The organism is Bradyrhizobium sp. Crot121 (assembly GCF_059512385.1).
Genome location: NZ_JCAMOR010000007.1, coordinates 36,012 through 56,143, shown reverse-complemented (window position 1 = coordinate 56,143; position 20,132 = coordinate 36,012). Strand labels below are relative to the sequence as shown.

17 protein-coding genes are annotated in these 20,132 nt (G+C 61.0%); 12 read left to right on the top strand and 5 right to left on the bottom strand.

Annotation, left to right across the window (positions count from 1 at the left end):
- Positions 1-166 precede the first annotated feature (166 nt).
- Positions 167-1,063, top strand: coding sequence for a ferritin-like domain-containing protein (locus AC5ZGW_RS09495; protein ID WP_130223811.1), 897 nt, complete (start codon positions 167-169; stop codon positions 1,061-1,063).
- A gap of 66 nt (positions 1,064-1,129) precedes the next feature.
- Here the strand turns inward: AC5ZGW_RS09495 and AC5ZGW_RS09490 are convergent, their stop codons facing one another.
- Positions 1,130-1,888 (bottom strand): slipin family protein, encoded by a 759-nt coding sequence (locus AC5ZGW_RS09490; RefSeq protein WP_130223813.1) that lies wholly within the window; start codon positions 1,886-1,888, stop codon positions 1,130-1,132.
- The gene (locus tag AC5ZGW_RS09485; protein ID WP_130223815.1) at positions 1,885-3,282 is read right to left on the bottom strand and encodes an NfeD family protein; all 1,398 of its coding nucleotides are present in this window, start codon (positions 3,280-3,282) and stop codon (positions 1,885-1,887) included. The genes AC5ZGW_RS09490 and AC5ZGW_RS09485 overlap by 4 nt, the downstream gene beginning before the upstream one ends.
- A gap of 396 nt (positions 3,283-3,678) precedes the next feature.
- Here AC5ZGW_RS09485 and AC5ZGW_RS09480 point away from each other — a divergent pair, with 396 nt between their 5' ends.
- From AC5ZGW_RS09480 to AC5ZGW_RS09465, 4 genes are all read left to right on the top strand, one after another.
- Positions 3,679-6,444, top strand: a complete 2,766-nt coding sequence (locus AC5ZGW_RS09480; RefSeq protein WP_245474552.1) for an ATP-binding protein — start codon at positions 3,679-3,681, stop codon at positions 6,442-6,444.
- 203 nt (positions 6,445-6,647) lie between these two features.
- Positions 6,648-7,934 (top strand): FAD-dependent oxidoreductase, encoded by a 1,287-nt coding sequence (locus AC5ZGW_RS09475; RefSeq protein ID WP_245474553.1) that lies wholly within the window; start codon positions 6,648-6,650, stop codon positions 7,932-7,934.
- Positions 7,927-8,691: an enoyl-CoA hydratase/isomerase family protein gene (locus AC5ZGW_RS09470; RefSeq protein WP_245474554.1), complete on the top strand. Its 765-nt coding sequence runs from the start codon at positions 7,927-7,929 to the stop codon at positions 8,689-8,691. The genes AC5ZGW_RS09475 and AC5ZGW_RS09470 overlap by 8 nt, the downstream gene beginning before the upstream one ends.
- Positions 8,688-10,277 carry an acyl CoA:acetate/3-ketoacid CoA transferase gene (locus AC5ZGW_RS09465; protein WP_130223821.1) on the top strand — a complete coding sequence of 530 codons (1,590 nt, stop codon included), beginning with the start codon at positions 8,688-8,690 and terminating at the stop codon, positions 10,275-10,277. The genes AC5ZGW_RS09470 and AC5ZGW_RS09465 overlap by 4 nt, the downstream gene beginning before the upstream one ends.
- Positions 10,278-10,304: 27 nt before the next feature.
- Here the strand turns inward: AC5ZGW_RS09465 and AC5ZGW_RS09460 are convergent, their stop codons facing one another.
- The gene (locus AC5ZGW_RS09460; protein WP_245474555.1) at positions 10,305-11,039 is read right to left on the bottom strand and encodes a GntR family transcriptional regulator; all 735 of its coding nucleotides are present in this window, start codon (positions 11,037-11,039) and stop codon (positions 10,305-10,307) included.
- Between the two features lie 193 nt (positions 11,040-11,232).
- On the opposite strand from AC5ZGW_RS09460, the gene AC5ZGW_RS09455 reads away from it, so the two are divergent.
- The 7 genes from AC5ZGW_RS09455 (at position 11,233) to AC5ZGW_RS09425 (ending at position 17,728) form a co-directional block, all read left to right on the top strand.
- On the top strand, positions 11,233-12,411 hold the full coding sequence (locus tag AC5ZGW_RS09455) for an ABC transporter substrate-binding protein (RefSeq protein ID WP_130223823.1): 1,179 nt from the start codon (positions 11,233-11,235) through the stop codon (positions 12,409-12,411).
- 109 nt (positions 12,412-12,520) lie between these two features.
- Complete coding sequence (locus AC5ZGW_RS09450; protein WP_130223825.1) at positions 12,521-13,381, top strand: branched-chain amino acid ABC transporter permease; 861 nt, start codon at positions 12,521-12,523, stop codon at positions 13,379-13,381.
- On the top strand, positions 13,378-14,316 hold the full coding sequence (locus AC5ZGW_RS09445) for a branched-chain amino acid ABC transporter permease (protein ID WP_130223827.1): 939 nt from the start codon (positions 13,378-13,380) through the stop codon (positions 14,314-14,316). Before AC5ZGW_RS09450 ends, AC5ZGW_RS09445 begins: the two co-directional genes overlap by 4 nt.
- Positions 14,306-15,076 (top strand): ABC transporter ATP-binding protein, encoded by a 771-nt coding sequence (locus tag AC5ZGW_RS09440; protein ID WP_130223829.1) that lies wholly within the window; start codon positions 14,306-14,308, stop codon positions 15,074-15,076. The genes AC5ZGW_RS09445 and AC5ZGW_RS09440 overlap by 11 nt, the downstream gene beginning before the upstream one ends.
- Positions 15,069-15,773: an ABC transporter ATP-binding protein gene (locus AC5ZGW_RS09435; RefSeq protein WP_130223831.1), complete on the top strand. Its 705-nt coding sequence runs from the start codon at positions 15,069-15,071 to the stop codon at positions 15,771-15,773. The genes AC5ZGW_RS09440 and AC5ZGW_RS09435 overlap by 8 nt, the downstream gene beginning before the upstream one ends.
- 20 nt (positions 15,774-15,793) lie before the next feature.
- Entirely contained in the window at positions 15,794-16,552 is a 759-nt protein-coding gene (locus tag AC5ZGW_RS09430; RefSeq protein WP_130223833.1) for an enoyl-CoA hydratase/isomerase family protein, read from the top strand.
- 33 nt (positions 16,553-16,585) lie between these two features.
- On the top strand, positions 16,586-17,728 hold the full coding sequence (locus AC5ZGW_RS09425; protein ID WP_130223835.1) for an acyl-CoA dehydrogenase family protein: 1,143 nt from the start codon (positions 16,586-16,588) through the stop codon (positions 17,726-17,728).
- A 108-nt stretch (positions 17,729-17,836) separates the two neighbouring features.
- Here the strand turns inward: AC5ZGW_RS09425 and AC5ZGW_RS09420 are convergent, their stop codons facing one another.
- Both AC5ZGW_RS09420 and AC5ZGW_RS09415 read right to left on the bottom strand, forming a co-directional pair.
- Positions 17,837-19,255, bottom strand: a complete 1,419-nt coding sequence (locus AC5ZGW_RS09420) for a cytosine permease (protein WP_130223837.1) — start codon at positions 19,253-19,255, stop codon at positions 17,837-17,839.
- Between the two features lie 310 nt (positions 19,256-19,565).
- Positions 19,566-20,060: a MarR family winged helix-turn-helix transcriptional regulator gene (locus AC5ZGW_RS09415; protein WP_245474556.1), complete on the bottom strand. Its 495-nt coding sequence runs from the start codon at positions 20,058-20,060 to the stop codon at positions 19,566-19,568.
- Positions 20,061-20,132: the final 72 nt, after the last annotated feature.

Sequence of the window (20,132 nt, the reverse complement as noted above, 5' to 3'; positions counted from 1 at the left end):
GGGGCCATGACACGCTGAACTGGAACAAGGGGGCGTCGGCGCTGACAACCCTAAAGGGATCCCCGATCCAACCACCGAAAGTTTGACTCCTGTTCAGACCGGCTGTCTAGTCGTAACCGAGACAAGTGAGTTTGTTCTGGATCAAACACAGCTATGCAGGTGGCTCATGCTGCTGACGCGAGCATTGCTTTTGAAAGACGAGCCGGCGGGAACCTTGCAGTCGCTGGATGAGCTGTTCGCTCTTGCCAATGCGATGGAGAAGGAGGCCGCGGATCGCTATTCGGAGCTTGCCGAAGAGATGCGGGCGCAGGACAGAGATGATCTTGCAGCAGTCTTCGCGCAGCTTGCGGCCGCCGAGCGCGAGCATGTCGATAGTGTGACACGCTGGTCGCTGTCGCGCCGTGGCAAAGCGCCTGATCCGGCACTCGTACGCTGGGATGCGCCGGAGACTTTCGATGCCGAGACCATGGCGGAGATCAAGGCGTCGCGGCTGACGACACCTTATCGAGCCCTGGCGATGGCGGTGCGCAATGAAGAGCGCGCATTTGCCTTCTGGTCTTATGTCGCGGCCTTCACCGCGGATCCCGAGATCAGGAAGGCCGCTGAAGCCATGGCACGGGAGGAGCTTGCGCATGTGGCGACCCTGCGCAAGGAACGCCGCAGCGCCTATCATCTTGAGCACAAGGAGCGCGCGGGCGAGGGGGCCGCTGACGCGGCAGCTCGCGTGGATGCCGGCGCATTGGAAACTCGTCTGGCTGTGCGGCTTGCGGACCTCGAGGCGCGACTCCTGGCACGTTCGCAGAGCCGCGCTCGCGAGCTTCGCGAAGAGGCCGAACTGATGTCGGCCCGCGCCGCCGGATTCGGATCCTTTCCTCCGGCGCTGCTGCAGGCAACTGATGCCCAGGCCATCGCCGAGGCTCTGACCGACGCCTATCTCGACGGTGCCGAACGCTCGGACGATCCGGCGCGTCTTGAGCTTCTGCAGATGCTGGCCGAGCGTGCCATCGCCCGACTTGCCTGGCTGCGCAGCCTGGAGCCTGCCGTCGAGCCTAAAGCGCGATGATCTTGGGAAACAATCATCCTCGCGCTTGCCTCACACGATCGGTACCCCATCAGGAAAACGGCCAGATCACGCTGACTCCCGCCGAGTAAGGTGGTCAAACAGATTCATCGGGAGCGGAAAGACCACGGTCGAGGACCGTTCGCCCGCGATGTCGTGCAGCGCCGCGAAATAGCGTAGCTGCATCGCCTGCGGCTCCTGTGCGAGGATCCGGCCGGCCTCGACGAGCTTCTCGGCGGCCTGCTGTTCGCCCATCGCATTGATCACTTTGGCGCGTCGCAGCCGTTCCGCTTCGGCCTGCTTGGCGATTGCGCGCACCATGGTTTCGTTGATATCGACATCCTTGATCTCGATTCCAGTCACCTTGATGCCCCACACATCGGTCTGCTTGTCGAGGATCTCCTGGATGTCGGCGTTTAACCTGTCGCGTTCTGCCAGCATCTCGTCAAGTTCGTGCTTGCCGAGTACCGAGCGCAGCGTGGTTTGTGCGAGCTGGCTGGTCGCGGCCATGTAATCGCCGACCTTGATGATCGCGCGCTCAGGATCGACGATGCGAAAGTAGAGAACGGCATTGACCTTGACCGAGACGTTGTCGCGCGAAATCACGTCCTGGGGCGGCACGACCTGCACCATCACTCTGAGATCCACCTTCACGAGTTGCTGCACGGCCGGAATGAGGATGATGAGGCCCGGGCCCTTCACTCCGGTGAAACGGCCGAGCGTGAAGATGACGCCGCGCTCATATTCCCGCAGGATGCGAATGGCCTGGGTCAAGAAAAGGATGACGACCAGCACAAGCGCTGCATAGGTCAAGTAATCAAGCATCATGATTTCCCTCCTTCGCCGGTCCGGACTGGCGCGCGCCGCACCACCAGCGTCAGATCGACGATGTTGGCGACCTCAACCATCTCACCCGGCCTGAAGGTTTCGGTGCCGCGTGCTTGCCATCGCTCGCCGTGCGTGAAGACATGACCTTCATTCTCGGACCAATCGAGGACCTTGGCGGACAGGCCTCGCATGGCTTGCGCGCCGACCCGCACGGGACCGGTGCGAGCGCGCCGAAGCGAGCCGAGCACGACGAGAACAAAGCCGATGAACGTCGCCGTCACGACGGCGATGAGCCACCACGAGAGTCGGTAGCCGGGCGCTTCGACCCTGAAGAGCATGACCGCTCCCAGTACAAAGGCGATGACTCCGCCGAGCCCGATCACGACCGTCGGGTTGAAGGCCTCGAAGGCAAGAAGCGCGATCCCGACCAGCATCAAGGCGAGGCCGGCGTAGCTGATCGGCAGCAAATTGAGGGCGTAAAGGCCCAGCAGCAGGCAGATCGTGCCGACGACTCCGGGGGCGACCGTGCCGGGGGACATGAATTCGAAGATGAGCCCGTAGACGCCAACCATCAGGAGAATGAACGCGACGTTGGGATCAGTGATGACCGCCAGGAACCGGGAGATCCATCCGGGATCGATTATTTCGACGACCGCGTCTTTCGTCGCCAGACGTTGTGTCTTGCCACTTGCAACCTCGACGACGCGACCATCGACCTTCGCGAGCAGTTCGGCCGGATCGCGTGCGATGAGATCGATGACATGGTCCTGCAACGCGCCGTTGGCGGAGAGGGTCGCGGCCTCGCGCACCGCCTTCTCGGCCCAGTCAGCATTGTGGCCGCGCAGTTCGGCGAGGCTGCGGATGAGGGCGACGGCATCATTCGTCACCTTTGCCGTCATCGCATCCTTTGGCTCGGGCTGGTGGTCGCTATCCTTCTTGTCTTTGCCGTCCTTGTCCGGAGTACCGCCCGGCAGGCCCGGTATCGGACCGCCAATCTGTACTGGCGTCGCGGCACCGATATTGGTGCCCGGCGCCATTGCCGCGATATGGGTCGCGTAGAGAATATAGGTCCCGGCGCTTGCGGCATGGGCTCCGGAGGGAGCTACGTAACCTACGACAGGAACGGGCGAAGCGATCACATCCGAGATGATCTCGCGCATGCTGGTGGTGAGACCGCCCGGTGTATTCAGACGCAGAATGACAATGTCCGCGCGTCGTTCGGATGCCTTGGCCAGAGCGTCCTTCACGTAACTTGCCGACGCCGGTCCGATAGCCCCGTCGAGCGAAATGGTCAGTGCAAGACTGCGGTTCTCCTCCGCTAAGCCGGGAAGGAGGGAGACAACCAGAGCGACGATTGCAATCGCCGCAACGAGGGCCGCCTTTACGGTCTGCACGGCAAGGACTCCCTTGTCAAAGATATGGGGTTCCGCCAGGAACCTCAATGGCCGTGGACCACGTACGCGGATGCCGTTGTGCGGTGCGATAGCTAGTCGACGTATGCGCCGCGCGCGGAGTTTTCATCAGGCGCCTGCTTCCGTTCTTGAAAAGGCTGAACCGATCCCGTGCGGCAGACTGCAGGCGAAGCGGGCGCGGCATAGTCCTCGCTTGGTTCTCGCCTGGGTTGGTTTCTTTCGATTGGGCTGATGATAGGCTGATCGCCTGGGTGGAAATTTACCAACTGCTTGGGGCTTCTCTAAATGACGGCCGCATCAGGCCTGCGCCCCATCTATGCATGCGCGGGATGGGAAATCGATCTTGCCAGACGGGAATTGCGCTCTCAGGGAGTGCCCGTGCCGTTGGGTGGACGGGCCTTTGAGATCATTGCGGAATTGGTCCAGGCAGAAGGCGAACTGGTTCCCAAGAGTGATTTGACCAAGCGGGTCTGGCGGGGGGTATTCGTCGAGGAGGGCGCGCTTCGTGTGCACATCGCGGCGATCCGCAAGGCCCTCGGTTCGGATCGCGACATGCTGGCCACGACGGTCGGCCGGGGATATCGCCTTCTGGGACCATGGCAGATCCGGCATGTCGATGCGCCGGCTCAGCCGGCTGCGCCTGAACTGTCGCCGTCGACCAACATTCCGGCCGCGACGTTCAATCTCATCGGCCGCGCTACGGCGATCGCTCACCTGTGGGAGCTTCTGTCGGCCTATCGAGTCGTGAGTCTCGTCGGGCCCGGCGGGATCGGCAAGACAGCGCTGGCGCTGCAGGCGGCCAGGTCGCCGCCGGCCGGACTGACGGCCGACCGGTTCCTCATCGAACTGGCCTCGCTTTCAAATCCCGAACTCGTGCCTTCAGCGGTTGCCGGCGTGCTCGGCATCAAACTGGAAGGTGAAGATATCTGCGCGGAGGCCATCGCGCGTGCCATCGGAGCGCGAGAGTTGCTGGTCGTTTTCGACAATTGCGAGCATGTCATTGGTGCCGTAGCCAGGCTGACCGAGACGATCGTCAGCCGCTGCCCCGGTACGACCATTATCGCGACCAGCCGCGAGGCCCTGCGTATCAATGGCGAACATGTCTATCGCGTGCCTCCACTGGAAGTGCCGCCTGAGCCTCTGCTCGCACCGGACGCCATCTTTGAACACACCGCAGTCGAACTGTTCATGACCAGGGCGAAGGCGCAGGGTTCTAGCTTCGAGCGCGACGAGGAGAATCTTGGCGCCATCGCCGCTATTTGCCGCCGGCTCGACGGCATTCCGCTCGCCATTGAGTTTGCCGCGGCACGCGCGGCGATGCTTGGCCCGCCCAAGATCGCGGCGCTTCTGGACGACAGATTTAAATTCCTCACGACGGGCCGGCGCACTGCGCTGCCCCGGCAGCAAACGCTGCGCGCGACGCTCGACTGGAGCTATGACCTGCTGCCGGAGGCGGAGGCGCGGGTCCTGCGGCGGCTCGGCATCTTCGCCGGCGATTTCCTGCTCGACGCAGTGATTGCGGTTGCCGGCGATCACGAGAGGGACGAAGTCACCGACCACCTCGCCAATCTGGTCGCAAAATCCCTTGCCGTCGCCGACATTCGTGGCGACCGGCCGCACTACCGCCTGCTGGATACGACGCGCGCTTACGCGCTGGAAAAGCTGCATGGCTCAGGGGAATATTTCGATGCAGCGCGCCGTCACGCGCAATATTATCGCGTCTTCTTCGCCAATGCAGAAGCCGAAAGCGAGCTGAAGCCGCAGGCGGAGTGGCTTGCCATTTACGGCCGGCATATCGACAACGTGCGTGCCAGCCTTGATTGGGCATTCTCCCCCAGCGGCGATGCGCAGACTGGCGTGGCATTGACCGCGGCCGCGGTGCCGCTCTGGGTACAACTGTCGCTGCTCGCGGAGTGCCGCGAGCGCACCGAGTTGGCGCTGGCAAGGATCGATGAAGCTTGCCCGGAAGCATTGCGCCTGCGCATGCAGCTTTCGGCCGCACACGCCTGGTCGCTGATGTATGGCGTCGGTAGGGCCCGCGAGGCCGGTCCCGCCTGGGCCTTGGCGTTGCAACTCGCAGAGCAACTCGGCGACGCCGATTATTTGCTGCGCGCGCTGTGGGGACTGTGCATCGATCAGTTCAACAACGGAGAATTTCGCAAGGCGCTGGAGTTTGCGCACCGCTTCGCCGAAATCGCAGGTGGCTCGAGCAACTCCGTCGACCTGATGATGGCCGATCGGCTGCTGGCTACCACGCTGCACTACCTCGGCGACCAGAACCTCGCGCATCATTACATCACGCGGACCTTGTCGCGCCTTTCGGATCTATCGCCAAAGCCGCAGGTGATCCGCTTTCGCTTCGACCTAAGAGTATCGGCGCACTATTTCCAGGCTCGCATCCTGTGGCTCATCGGGCTAGCCGACCGGGCCTTGCGCGTGGTCGAACACAACATCGAGGAAGGCCGAGCGAGCGGCCACGCGCTGACGTTCTGCAGCGTGCTGGGGCAGGGCGCCTGCCCGATCACTTTCCTTGCCGGCGACCTCGATGCGGCGGAACGCTACTGTGCACTGTTGATCGAGCATACCGAGCGGCACCCGATCCGCCTGTGGAATTTGTGGGCCCGCGCCTTCAGAGGCATGGTGATGGCTAAGCGCGGCGGCGTTGCCACGGGATTGCCGGTGCTGCGGAAAGCGCTCGAGCTGGCGGGCGAGGCGCGGTTTTTGCCGCGCTTCCTGCTTCCTCTTGGCGAATTGGCGATCTGTCTCGGCGAGGCAGGCGACGCCGCGCAGGGGCTTATTGCCGTCAATGAGGCGCTTGCGCGTTGCGAGGCGAGGGAAGAGCAATGGTACCAGGCCGAGCTGTTGCGCATCAAAGGCGAGCTGCTGCTCCACGCCGGTGAACGTGGTTCGGTTGTCGCCGCCGAGCAGTCCTTCGACAAGTCGCTCCAGGTGGCGCGCAGCCAGGGCGCGCTGTTTTGGGAGTTGAGGACGGCAATCAGTTTTGCGCGATTGAGAGCCACTCAGGACCGTCCTGCCAACGCGCACCACATCCTTGCCTCCGTGTACGGAAAGTTCACCGAGGGGTTCGAGATTTCGGACCTGAGAAGCGCAAAAGCAATGATGGCGCAGTTTTCCAGCGAGTGAGCCGCGAGCTGCGGCTGCCCACGTCGTCCAAGTCGTGTCACCGCCCCCCGTGTCGCCATGCGCGACCTTTCTGAATTTCCCGGTTTTTGCATTCGCGCGTCTTGCAACGGCCGGACCATTGAGATATTTGTAATACATCACTACTATACTAAAAGGAATGAAGGTTGGACGCTCGCGGTTCCATTCGAGTTGATAGCGATGTCTTGATTGTCGGGGGCGGAGCAGCCGGTGTTGCGGCAGCTATCGCCTCGGCGCGCAAGGGGCTGAGCGTTACGCTGGTCGAGCGCTACGGATTCTGTGGCGGCGGTGCCGTCGCCGGGCTCTCGGGCACTGTCTGCGGTCTTTACGAAGCGACAAACAATGTTGCGGTGGGCCCGCAACAGGTCGTTTTCGGCTTTGCCGACGAGTTTTGCCGTCGGCTTGAGGCGATGGGAGGGTTGGGCGAGCCATTGCTCTACGGCAAGACATGGGCTCGCGTCCACGATCCGCTGGTGTGGCGTGAGGCTGCCGACGCGATGCTGCGGGAGGCAGGCGTTCGCGTCATCTTCCATGCCGTCGCCCAGTCCGTGCGGATGGAAGGCGACAAGGTCGAAGGACTTGGCATCTGGACCAAGCAGGGGCCGGTGGATGCACGCGCGAAGGTCGTGATCGACGCGAGCGGCGATGCCGACGTGGTCGCGATGGCGGGACTGCCGAGTTTCATCGGCGACAACGGAGCGGTGCAAAATCCGACGATGATCTTCCGTATGACGGGAGTCGATGTCGACCGCTTTGTCGGCGAATACGGCGTGGACACGATCATGCCGGAGAAGGTCTCCGCGATGATCCGAGCCAAGCATAATGCCGGCGACTACAAGCTCCCACGCGCCAAGATCTGGTTGTTTCCTACCACTCGTCCGGGAGAGCTACTGTGCAATTGCACGCGGGTGATCGGGCCCGATGGCCGAGAGCTGAACACGCTTTCTTACCAGGACTTTACCGACGCGGAAATCGAAGGTCGGCTGCAGGCTCGTGAATATGCGCGCTTCTTCCGTGACAATCTGGTCGGTTGCGAGAGCGCTTTCCTGAATGACACCGGCGTTCAGGTCGGCGTGCGTCAGACGCGTCAGGTGTCAGGTGTGAAGACGCTCGCGAATTCAGACGTCGTTGGAGGTGCCAAGTTCGCCGACGGCATCGCCGTGTCGCCCTGGCCGATCGAGTTGCACTCGGGAGACAAACCCAGGGTAGAGTGGCTGCTGAATGACTATTACGAAGTGCCTTACGGATGCTTCGTCCCCGAGCGTGGCGAGGCGCTGCTGGTCGCGGGTCGGTGCTTGTCGGCAGAACATGAGGCCGTGGCCTCGGCACGCGTGACCGCGCAATGCTTTTCCTATGGTCACGCAATAGGTCTCGCCGCGGCGATTGCAGTTCGCGAGAACGTGCTGCCCCGCGCTATCGACGGCAAGGACGTCAGAGCCGCGGTCAACGCGGACGGCGCACGCATTGGATGAGGACAATCCCGAAATGATCAAATTTGAAATCAATGGGGCGATTGCGATCGTCACAATAAATCGTCCTGAGCGCCGCAATGCGTTGGGGTCTCAGTTGATGCGAGAGCTCGGGGAGGCGCTATCCGGTGCCGAACAGAACGATGCGGTAAGGGCGGTCGTGTTGACCGGTGCGGCGCCGGCATTCTGCGCCGGGAGCGACCTGAAGGAACTGGCTGGTCTATCGATAGCGGATATGTGCAAGCATGAGTCGGAGACGGCTGCATTCGCGCGTGCCATTGGTTATCGCGCAAAGCCGGTCATCGCCGCCGTGGAGGGGTATGCACTTGGCGGCGGCTTTATCCTTGCCGCATCCTGCGACATCGTCGTCAGTGCCTCGACGGCGCGCTGGCATTTGCCCGAGGCGCCAAACGGCTGGCTGCCTCCCTGGGGGCTGGCAGCGCTGCTGGCGCGAACTGGACCCGTTCGAGCGCGCCGTTTGACCTGGGGTGCTGCGCCGATCGACGGTGTCGAAGCGGCTCGTATTGGACTGGTTGACGATGTGGTCGAGCCGGGTGCGGCGCTCGAGCATTCGATCAGTGTGGCCGACGGGCTCGCCGCGGTGCCACGGGAAGCGATCGCGTCCACCAAGCGATTCTTTGAACCATTCATCATGGCGGATGCGGAGCGCCTGGATGAAGTCGCATCCAGGGAGTTCGCGTTGAATTGCGAAACGCCGAGCTCGCGCAAGACCTTCGAACGTTTCATGGTGAAAGCGTGAGCAAGATTGTTGATGCCGCGACCGCGGTCGCTTCGATCCCGGACGGATCCACTGTCGGCTGCGTCGGTGTAATCGGCTGGGTGACGCCGGATGCGCTGCTCAGAGCGCTCGGAGAACGTTTCCGCAAAACGGCGTGTCCGAAAGATCTGACGTTCTATTTCCCTGTCGGGACGGGCGATGCCCAAGGCATCAGGGGAATGGATCACGTCGCGCAAGAAGGCTTGATGAAGCGCATCGTCGGCGGATCCTACATCAATCCGGTCGATCCGACGACGGGCAAGCGCCCGGAGTTGATGCGCTTGATCCGTGAAAACAGAATCGAAGCCTATTCGTGGCCGATCGGAGCGACCATGCATTGGCTTCGCGAAGTTGCGCGTCGCAGCCCCGGTTACATGACACGGATCGGTCTCGGGACCTACATCGATCCCGAAAACGGCGGTGGCAAGTTCACCGAGCGCGCACAAGATGATCTGGTCCGGCGAATCGATTTCGAAGGTCAACCGTATCTGTTCTATCCGACGTGGAAGCTGGACACGGTCTTTGTCTACGCCTCGTCGGCGGACGAGGAAGGCAACCTCTCATTCGAGAACGAGGCGCTCGTCTCCTCCAACATCGCGCTGATACTTGCGGCCAAGGCGCATGGTGGCCGTGTCATAGCTCAGGTGCGCCGAGCGGTACCCCATGGAACGCGGCCCGCTTCGGAGGTGCGGATTCCCGGCATGTTCGTGGACGCCGTCGTGGTCGATCCGTCGATGATGATGACGACTGACGTCAAGTTCGAGCCAGCCTACTTCGGCGGAGAACGGCGTCCCTTGTCGCAGCTCCCGCCCATTCCGATGTCGGCGGACAAGGTCGTTGCGTTGCGTGCAGCGAAAGAAGTCCGCAAGCGAGAACTGTCCATCTTCGGCTTCGGGGCTGCCGCCGATGTACCTTTGGTGATGGCCGAGCAGGGGGTGTTCGAGAACGGTGGCCTCAAGGACTACTGGTTCACGACCGAGCACGGTTCCTACGGGGGCATCGTGATGTCCGGTTGGCAGTTCTCAGCCAACCTCAATCCCGATGCGATCTTGGACGGGGTCTACCAGTTCGATGCCATCGACGGCGGTCTTTGCCGGTTTGCAGCGCTGGCCTTTGCCCAATTCGACCGGGGTGGTCTGGTCAACGTTTCCAAATTCGGTGCCGCAAATCCCGGCGCCGGCGGCTTCATCGATATCGCGGAAAACGCGGAGCGGCTGGTGTTCACGGGCACTTTCACCACCGGCGGCCTCGACGTCGCATTCGCAGATGGAAAGCTGCGCATCATCAAAGAGGGTAAGGTACGCAAATTCGTCAATAAGGCCGAACACATTACCTATTCCGTGATCGATGGTGTAAAGCGTGGTCAGACGGCCCGCGTGATCACCGAGCGCGCCGTGTTCGAGATCGCGGCCGAAGGCCTGACCCTGACCGAAGTCGCGCCAGGGATCGATGTTCGCCGCGACGTGCTCGATCAGATGGAATTCGCCCCATGGAAGGTGGCGGACGACCTCAAGCTCATGGATGAGGCGTTCTTCCTGGATATACCTCGCCAGGCGAGGGCCAGTTGAAGGTCGCCAAACACTGATTCGATCAGGCTACGCCAGTCCGATCCCGCGCTCGAAGATCTTGCGCGTGTAGCCTTCGATCTGGTCCATCAGGGCCGTAGCGTGGGCAAGCGCCTTCTTCTCGTCCTGCCGTGCGACGGCGCGCGCCCGCTCGGCATGCAGTTTACCCATCGCTTCGAGGTTCTGCAGGTCGGACTCATATTTGTAGTAGAAGCGCCGGGACATCGCGTGGAGCGGTGAGATCGATCGGGCTGCAAAAGGATTGCCCGCCGCCTTCGCGATGAGCTGATTCGCATTGAACACCTCGCGTAGGTATTTTTCCAGATTACCCTGCTTGCCGGCCGCATCGATTTCGTTGGCCGCCGCAATGAGCCGCTCGCGATCGGTAGCCATGATCCTTCGTGCCGCTCGTGTGGAAATGAAAATCTCAAGTTCCCTGCGGAATTCGATGACGAGCAACTGCTCATGGAGATTGATCTCGGTGATCATCAAGCCGTGCCGCGGCAAGATACTGACCAGATAGTCTGCTTGCAGGCGCTTGACTGCTTCGCGGACCGGCGTGCGGCCAATCCCGATCTTGTCGGCAAGACCCTCTTCGGACCAGTGGCTCCCAGGAGGAAGCTGCAAGGTGACAATCATCTCTTCCAGGCGTCGATGCGCAGCATCGGCCTGTGATTCTGTTGTGACATCGATCGCAGCTTTCTTACCCATAAGATGTCTAAGCCTTTGCAGTACACCGGGTCGTATTGAAGAACTCGCAAGCACCAGTCAACCGAGCAGCGCCTGATCTATACCGGTTTGTTGTCCGTCGCCGTTCCCGCGACCTTTCTCCGACAGCCTTAGCCGACTGCTCTTCGGTCGCTCGGCATGCGAACGAGGCCGCCAGGCTTGACGCTTGGCCCGTAAGATATTACTAGTACGTTAGTGAGATAATACAAATATCGTCAGGGAGAGAGACGTGCTCGGGTCAAGAGGATTTCTGCTCACAGGATTGATGGCGTGCAGCCTGCTCGCGGCGCCGGCTGTTCGCGCGCAAGATGTTGTCAAGATCGGTCAGATCGAGGCTCTAACGGGCGCCACCGCCACTTATGGATGGATGTCGGCGCAAGGCACCAAGGTCGCCGTCGAGGAGATCAACGCCAAGGGCGGCTTCAAGGTCGGCGACAAGACCTACAGGCTCGAATTGATCCAGGCGGATACCCGTGGCGAGCCGCGCGAGGCGACGGTTCAGTTTCGCAAGATGATGGAAGACAAGGTTCGCTTCGTCTTCGGTCCATTCCTGACCAATATCTTCAACGCCATTGAACCGATCGCGAACCAGAACAACGGCAAGTTCCTGCTGTTTTCAGGAGCCACATCGGCCCATGCCGCGCTTGGAAAACCGGATCACGACTATCTGTTGCGCACCTGGAATTGGGATGCGGGTTCGGCCGGGTTCGGCCAGTTGATGGTCGACTACCTGAAGAAGCTGAACACCAAGAAGGTGGCGATGCTGTTCCAGAACGATGCCTTCGGTAAAACCGCCGTCGACATCTATACGGGGCTGTTCAAGACTGCCGGCATCGAGCTTCAGGTCGAACTCTTTGAACCGGGCACGAAGGACTTCAGTGCGGTACTTGCGAAACTCGCCGCCGGGAAGCCCGATATTCTCTTCCCCGGCTATTCGGATGCGGTGCTCTACGACATCGTGCGGCAGGCGACCGAATCCGGCTTCGCGAACCGCTTTTTCCTGGTTCGTGGCTCGATCGGGCCCGCGCTCAAGAACAAGGACGCCATCGCGGACTACGTAGCCTACGTTCCGAAGTACTTCGAGGAAGCGGAAAAGAGCGAGCCGAAGGTCAAGGCGTTCATCGAGAGTTACAAGAAGACTTTCAATCGGGAATTCCCCTACGATCAGGCGCCTCTGTGCTCGTCGTCCTGCTACGACCATGTCTACATGCTCGTCCAGGCGATGCAGAGCGCAGGTACGGTCGACGACATTTCCAAGATCCGGTCCACGTTGCTGGCCATGACTTACGACGGGTTGTGGAAGATCCGATACGACAAGACCGGGGAGGCGGTGTTCGGGTTCGACGTCGTGCATGTGCGCAAGGGCGGTTCGATTGAAATCGTCAAATACGACCCGACCAAAGAATAGCTGAGATTGTCGCGCTTCGGCTTTCCCGGAATGCTCGTCCGGGAAGGCCATTCCATCGGTGAGGGAGGGGCACTTGCCCCGGCCCGTTCTCCCAACGGACACAGTATCCATGTCGCAGCTAATTATCGGGCAGATGCTCAACGGCGTGATCGTCGGCTCGCTCTACGGCATCATCGCGCTCGGCGTGACGCTCACTTTCGGTTTGACCGGCATTGTGAATTTCGCGTTAGGCGCCTTCATGATGCTCGGCGCCTACGCAACGTGGTATTTCTACGACGTACTCGGCTGGCCATATGCATTGGCCGTGCTTGGTGCCGTCGGCGCCGTCAGCGTCGTCGGTTACGTCTCGGATCGTGCGCTGTTTCAGTTCACGCGCGGCAATCTCGTCAATGGCCTTCTTGTGTCGATCGGCATGATCTCGGTATTCGAGGCGCTCGTGCTGGCGGCCTTCACCACGACGCCGAAGGACCTCACTTACGTGCTGCCTGGCGCGTTGAACATCGCGGGGATTGTCCTTCCCAAGATCAAGGTCGTTGTCTGCGTCGTCTTCCTGGCCGTGATATTCGGCACTTATGTCGCGTTGACACGCACCTGGCTTGGCCGTGCGGCGTTCTCTTATGCGCAGAATCCCGAGGCCGCTGCGCTGATGGGGGTTCACACCGGACGGCTGCAGACGATCGTCGTCGTGTACTCGACAGCGCTCGCAGGCCTTGGTGGGGGACTCTACGCCAGCATGTACTCCATCGAGCCGACGATCGGCTCCGGATACATCCTGAAGGCGGTGGAAGCTGCGATCCTTGCAGGTGTCGGCAGCGTCATTGGAGCGCTGGGCGGCGGCATCATTCTCGGTATCAGCGAGAACATAGGCTCCGTCTTCCTTCCATCCGCCTTCCGCGACGCCTACGGGCTCGTCTTCCTGATCGCGATTCTCCTCGTTCGTCCGGCTGGCCTCTTTGGAGATCGGCCATGAGATATGCGATCGCCGTCGGATTGCTCGTCGCGCTCCTGGCGCCGCTCACAGCTCATAGCGCTTCGGTTCTTGCCATTGCGATTTACGCCTTCATGGCCGCATCTCTGGCCGTGAGCTTCAATCTGATATTTGGATTCACTGGCCAGTTGTCGATGTTCCATGCCGCATCGTTCGGCATGTCGGCCTATATCGTCACGATCCTCGTCACGACGTTCGGGTGGAATTTTTGGTTGGCCATAGCGCCGGCTCTGGCCGTCGTTTTCGTCCTGTCGCTGATCGTTGGAACGATCTGTTTCCGATTCAAGCTGAAGGAATTCTATTTCGCCGTCGTCACGATGGCGTTTTCGGAGGTGCTGCGGCTGATCATACTGAACTGGAACGGAATGACGAACGGCTCACTCGGCATCACCGTTGTCGACAAGCCGAGCCTCTGGACGCCGATTGGCAACGTTGCGATTTCGGGCGGGGTTGCCTGGTACTACCTGACGCTGGCGCTGTTGGTTATCGTGTATGTTGTCTGCCAAGGGGTCCTTTCATCGTGGATCGGACGCTGCCTTGCGGCGATCCGCCTGAATGACCAGCTAGGCGAAACCCTGGGTATTGATGTTTTCAAGTACAAACTACTGAGCTTTGCGATTGGAAGCGCGCTCGCAGGCTTGGTTGGAGCTTTCTATGGGTTTTATTCAGGTTTCGTTGAGCCGCACTATCTCTCGATACCGCTCGGGCTTGACATTATTGCGATGGTTCTGCTCGGCGGGGTTGGGTCGCTGATCGGGCCCGTGATCGGCGCGTTCGTGTTGACAGCGCTTCCGCACGTCATCGAGTTGAGCGCGGAGCTCCGCATCGCGCTCTACGGTTCGATTCTGGTCTTTGTCATCCTGGTCATGCCGAAGGGCATCGTGGGCCTGATTGGGAGCAAAAGAAATGCTGCTTGATATCCGGAATCTGACCAAGCGGTTCGGCGGCCTGACGGCCGTTTCGAATGTCTCCTTCGGAATCGAGCGGGGCGAAATCATCGGGATCTTCGGGCCCAACGGCTCCGGGAAGACCACGACGCTCAGTCTGATCGCGGGAATTCTCCAGCCGACACAGGGCAGTATTCTCTGGAAAGGCGAGGATATCAGCGCGCTTCCGCCGTTTGAAGTCGCGCAGCACGGATTGGTGAAGACGTTTCAGAATCCGCAACTGTTTCCAGAGCTGACTGTCGCCGAGCACATGCGCATTGCGTGTCACCTCCACATCAAACGCACGTTGGGCTTCGGTCGCCTGTGGACATTGTTCGGAGGTATGCCCGCTGCACTGAACGGTACGTTGACTCGCAAGATCGACCAGATGCTCGAACTGTGCAGGCTGGCCGACAAGCGGAACGAAGAGGCTGGGGCTCTGTCCTATGGCGGTGAGAAGATGTTGGGCGTGGCGATGGGAATGGTCTGTGAGCCGGAGTTGCTGTTGCTCGACGAGCCGGCCTCGGGTCTTGGCCACGACGAGATCATGAACCTCGACGCGGTGCTGCGCGATTTGCGAACGCACGGGGTGACGCTCTGCATCATTGATCACAAGGTCGGGTTCCTGGGCCGGCTGGCGGATCGGTCGATTGCACTTCATCACGGCGCGGTCATCGCCACCGGCAAGACCGTGGACGTTCTAGCCAACGAGGCAGTCGTCGAAGCCTATTTGGGCAAGAAGCATGCTTGATGTCTCCGATCTCAACGTCAGTTACGGCAAGCAGAAGGTCCTTAGAGGCGTCTCCTTCGAGCTTCAGCAGGGTGAAGTCGTCACGCTGATCGGGCCGAATGCCGCCGGAAAATCGACGACCTTGCGCACGCTTGCCGGATTGAAGAGGAACGACTCCGGCAAGATCGCCTTCGATGGCAGTGACATGGCTTCGATATCGACAGCCGAGCGTGTCAAGTGCGGGCTGGTGCTCGTTCCGGAAGGCCGCCAGATCTTTCCGCGAATGTCGGTCCACGAGAACCTGTTGATGGGAGCTTACCATCGGTCCGATCGCGACCATGTCGAAGGCGACATCGAACGAATCTTTTCCATGTTCCCTCGCTTGCGCGAGCGCAGCACACAGCGAGCTGGCTCGATGTCGGGTGGCGAACAGCAGATGCTCGCCATCGGACGTGGATTGATGTCTCGGCCGAAGTTGATGCTGCTCGATGAGCCGACGCTCGGTCTCGCGCCGATCATTATCGAAGAGCTTGGGCGGATCATCCGCGAACTGGCCAAGGAGGGCCTGGCGATCCTGCTCGCCGAGCAGAATGCGGTGATGGCACTGGGATGCGCGGATCGCGCTTACGTGCTGCAGTCCGGCAACATCGTGACATCGGGTGATGCGAAACATCTCTCGGAAGCTCCCGAAGTCAAGCAGATGTATCTCGGCGCGTGAAGTCTATTGGCTGGTGATCCATGAACGAAAAGCTGGAAGTTGTTGGTCTCGAGAAGCGGGGGGATGTTGCCGTCATCACCTTGTTGAGGTCTTCGCGCCGCAATTCGATGAATCAGGATCTCGTGGACAGGGTGAAAGCGGCCCTGATCGAGCTGGATCGCGATGACAGTGTCGGTGCGATCGTTCTCGTCGGTGCGCCCCCTGGCTTTTCCGCCGGCAGCGACCTGAAGTTCATCGGTGCGCTCGGTCTTGAGGCGATGGGGCGGTTCGAGCAGGAATGTGGAGACTTGGGCCGCCTGATCGGTTTCATCAGCAAGCCCGTCGTTGCCGCGGTCGAAGCGTTCGCGATCGGCGGCGGATTTACATTCGCCACCTGTTGCGACGTCGTTGTCGCGGGGCGCGGATCGAAGTGGAGCCTGCCCGAGGTCCCGCATGGCTGGCTCACCCCCTGGGGCATCAAGTCGCTGGTTGCTCGCGTAGGGTTGGTCAAGGCTCGCTTGCTCTGTTTCTGCCTTGAGCCGCTGACCGCCGAAGGGGCGCGAGAACTCGGCGTGGTTGACTATTGTTGCGACGATGGCGAGGCGCTTTCGACCGCTATCAGTATCGCTGAAAAGCTGGCCTCGCTTCCGCGGCCGGCGGTTGCGGCAACCAAGCGCTTCTTTTCCAGCTATCTGATGGAAAATGCCGAAGCGATGGACTTCGAAGCCAATCGCCTCTTCCTCGACAATTGTCGGGAGAGAGCGGCCCAGGCGACCCTCGACAAGTTCCGGCACCGTTGATGGCTGCCATCCCAACCAGGAAGGACTGGACCGATGCTTCTTGACCTCAACGAAGAAGAAAGGCTCCTGAAAGAAGGTCTTGAACAGTTCGCAGAAGGCTCAATCCGGCCGAAGATCAAGCCGTTTGTGGATCGGCATGAGTTTCCCACCGAACTTGTCAGAGAGTTTCTCTCACTCGGCTTCATGGGCACCGCCTACGATCCGGATTTTGCCGGCGGCGGACTTGGCACGCGAGGCGCGGCGATCGTGGCCGAGACGCTGGCTCGCGCAGAACCGGGATTCGCCGCGATCTATCTTTGCAACAGCGCACCGATGACGGTGATCGCGCGCTACGGTTCCGACGAAGTCAAGAAGAAGTGGCTGGAGCCGCTATGCCGCGGCGATTTCATCGCCTCGTTCGGTGTCACCGAGCCCAGCGGCGGGTCGGACGTCGCCAGCATCAAGACACGGGCTGTGGAAGATGGCGATTCCTTTGTGCTGTCGGGATCGAAGGTGTTCTCCACCAATGCCGGCACGCCTCTGCACGGAGCATCGACGTTCGTCGCTGTCACTGACCCCGAGCTGGGCCCCAAGGGACTCTCGACCTTCGTCGTACCGGTTGGAACGCCTGGCTTCAAGGTCGGCAAGCCCGGCCGCAAGATTGGCTGGCGGATTGCAGATTCGGTGGAACTGTTCCTCGATGAATGTCGCGTACCCAAAGCGAATATGATTGGCGAGCGCGGGGACGGGCTGAAGCAGATACTGACCACCCTCAGCATCGGCCGTATTCTTGTCGGTGCCACTGGCCTGGGGCTCGCCCGCAAGGCGATGGACCTCGCGAAATCCTATGGGGCAGGCCGCAAGGTCGGCGGGGTGCCGATATTCAAACACCAGGGACTGACATTCCCGCTGGCCGATGCGCTTACGAAAATTCACGCCACCGAGCTCATGATCCGCAATGCTGCCTGCTTGGCAGACGCAGACCGGCCATTCCGTCTCGAGACATCCATGGCCAAGTTGTTTGCGACCGAAATGGCAAGTGAGGTTGCCGATATCGCCCTGCAGGTTCACGGCGGCTACGGTGCGTTCGAAGAGTATGAGGTATCAGGGCTTCTCGGCGAAGCGCGGGTCCTTCGTATCCTTGAGGGAACAAGCGAGATCCAGCGTCTGGTGATCGCGCGTGAACTGATGGCGTAACGCTCCGCTAAGAGTAGAGGTGCTCGATAGTCGGAGCGCGTCGGCGCTTAGCCCAGCGCTGAACCGATCACCTTCAGAGGTGACGTCAGGTGGCGATCCATTACCCCTTCACTGACTCGCGCTGGTCGCGGCAACAGGTGTTGTGGCGGTCGCCCGCTTGCCGACTGCCAGATATACCGCAGCCGATACGCCGATGCCAAAGAGCCAGCTCAGATCGGCGCCGCCGAGCAGACCCGTCGAGATTGGTCCCTGCAACGCGCTGACGAGGCCGTCTTCGACCGACCAGCCTGCAACGAGACCTGCCAGGAAGGCGATGATTCCGCCCCAATTGATATCGCCATAGGCGCTGGTTTCCGGCGAGCGGTAGAGCTCGGCGACGTCGATCTTGCCCTTTCGCTTGATGTAGAAATCGGCGAGCACGACGCCGGCCCACGGGCTCATCCACAACAACAGGCTGATCATCCAGTTGTCGAACGCCTTCGCAAAGGACGGCGCGAAGATGAAGTAGAGCGTGACCAGATAACCGGCGATGCCGACGATGATCGCTAGCGCGACGCGCGAGAGCTTGAAGCCTGCGCTGAGCGCGGCGAGCGCAGCCGAATAGACATTGAGGATATTGGTCGCAATCGGTCCGTGCAGCACCATCAGCAGCACCAGGATGCTGGTCGGACCGCCGAACACCGCGCTAACCATCTTGGCCGGATCGGTATCCAGCGTCGTGCTGGCGATCGTCGCTCCCAGGATGGCGAGCCACACGCTCGGGACGAACATGCCGACATAGCTGTACCAGAACACAGTGCTCGACGGCACGCTCCTCGGCACGAAGCGCGAATAGTCCGATGCCCAGGTGACCCAGGAAATGCCCCAGCCGACGCCGATCGCCGTCATCAGCAGCGTCAGCATCGCCAGATGCGCGCCACCCGAGAGGGACGTGGTGAGCCCCCAATTGACGACGCCGGGACGCGACCACGCCAGCACGCTCATCAGGATCATGATGGCAACCGTCGCCGGCACCGTGTACTTCTCGAAGGTCCGGATCGCGTAGAAGCCGTACACGCCGATCCCGACCTGAAGCACCATCACCAGCGTGATGACGATGATCTCGACCAGCCAGCTGTCGGGAATGCCGAACTGGCCAAGGATGGCGACTGCGATCTTCACGGGGAAGTAGGTGTTCACGCCGATCCAGCACAGCGTCATCAGGAACATCAGGATGCTCGGCAGATAGGCGCCGCGAACGCCGAAGGCCGAGCGGCTCAAGACCATTTGGTTGACGCCGGTCCTGTGGCCCATCACGGTGAAGGACGCAAAGATCGCGCAGCCGATGATGTTGCCGATCACGATTACCGCGATCGTTTCCATAAGGCCGAGCTTCAGGATGATGCCAAGCGCGCCGAGGGCCCAGTTGACCGGCGCGATATTGGCGCCTGCCCAGATCCACATTTGCTGCGGTCCGGTGGAGTCCCGGTCAGCATCAGGAATAGGCTCGATGCTATGAATATCGGCGCGAAGCTCGGAATCCGTCATGACATCCCCCGTTCAATACGAAGCACGCTTCGTAATCGGCGGACGCAGCAACAATCGTGCCATGGAAGTAGGGTGTAGCCGCGAAGCCTGCTGCTCCGCGCGCCGACGCGGCGGGTGGTTCGAAGAATTGACCCTGTCTTTTCAAGGCCGAGACGGCATCGCTCTTGGTCGATGTCGACGTGCAGGCCGGCTGTTGCATCGCTTGGTCATGCCAGTCCGGGCGTCAGCAGAGCCGGGACCGCAATAGCGAGCGTGCGATCACGGATTGTGCAGCCCGCGCCAAAAAGACAGCCAGCGGCTCGTGTTCCATCTAGTCGAAAAGGGCAGTGGCGCTGTCGCGATTGGCGTTGCCTGCAACGATGCGTTGCATCATTTCGATGAACAAGCCGCGTTCCTTCTCTGTCAAGCCACCGAGGGTTGTGCGGTGTGCGGCGCGCGCCGATGCTTCAATCTTGTCGAGCAGGGCCTTTCCGGTCGATGTCAACCGGCACAGCCGGGCGCGTCGGTCGTCCTTGTTGACGGCCCGTTCGACCAGATTTCGGGCGGCGAGTCGCTTCAGCGCACCCGTCGTCGTGGTCCGATCCAGCGCGATATCGGCCGCCAATGTGGTCTGATCGGCGGTTCCTCGCACCGCCAGCGCCGAGAGCAGGCTGTATTGCAGCGGCGTTATCTCGAATTCTCCGCACGCCTCCTGGAACAGCGCGACGTGAATCTGATGCAGGCGCCGGATCAGGAACCCCGGCCGTTGTGACAATGGCCATGGGCGATGCCTGGTCTCGCCGCGACGCTTCTTCGCTTGCTGCAACGCACAATCTCCAGTCTTGGAACGAGGCGCGAGTAGCCCGATTCGAGCGCACGCGCCATCACCAGATCATGG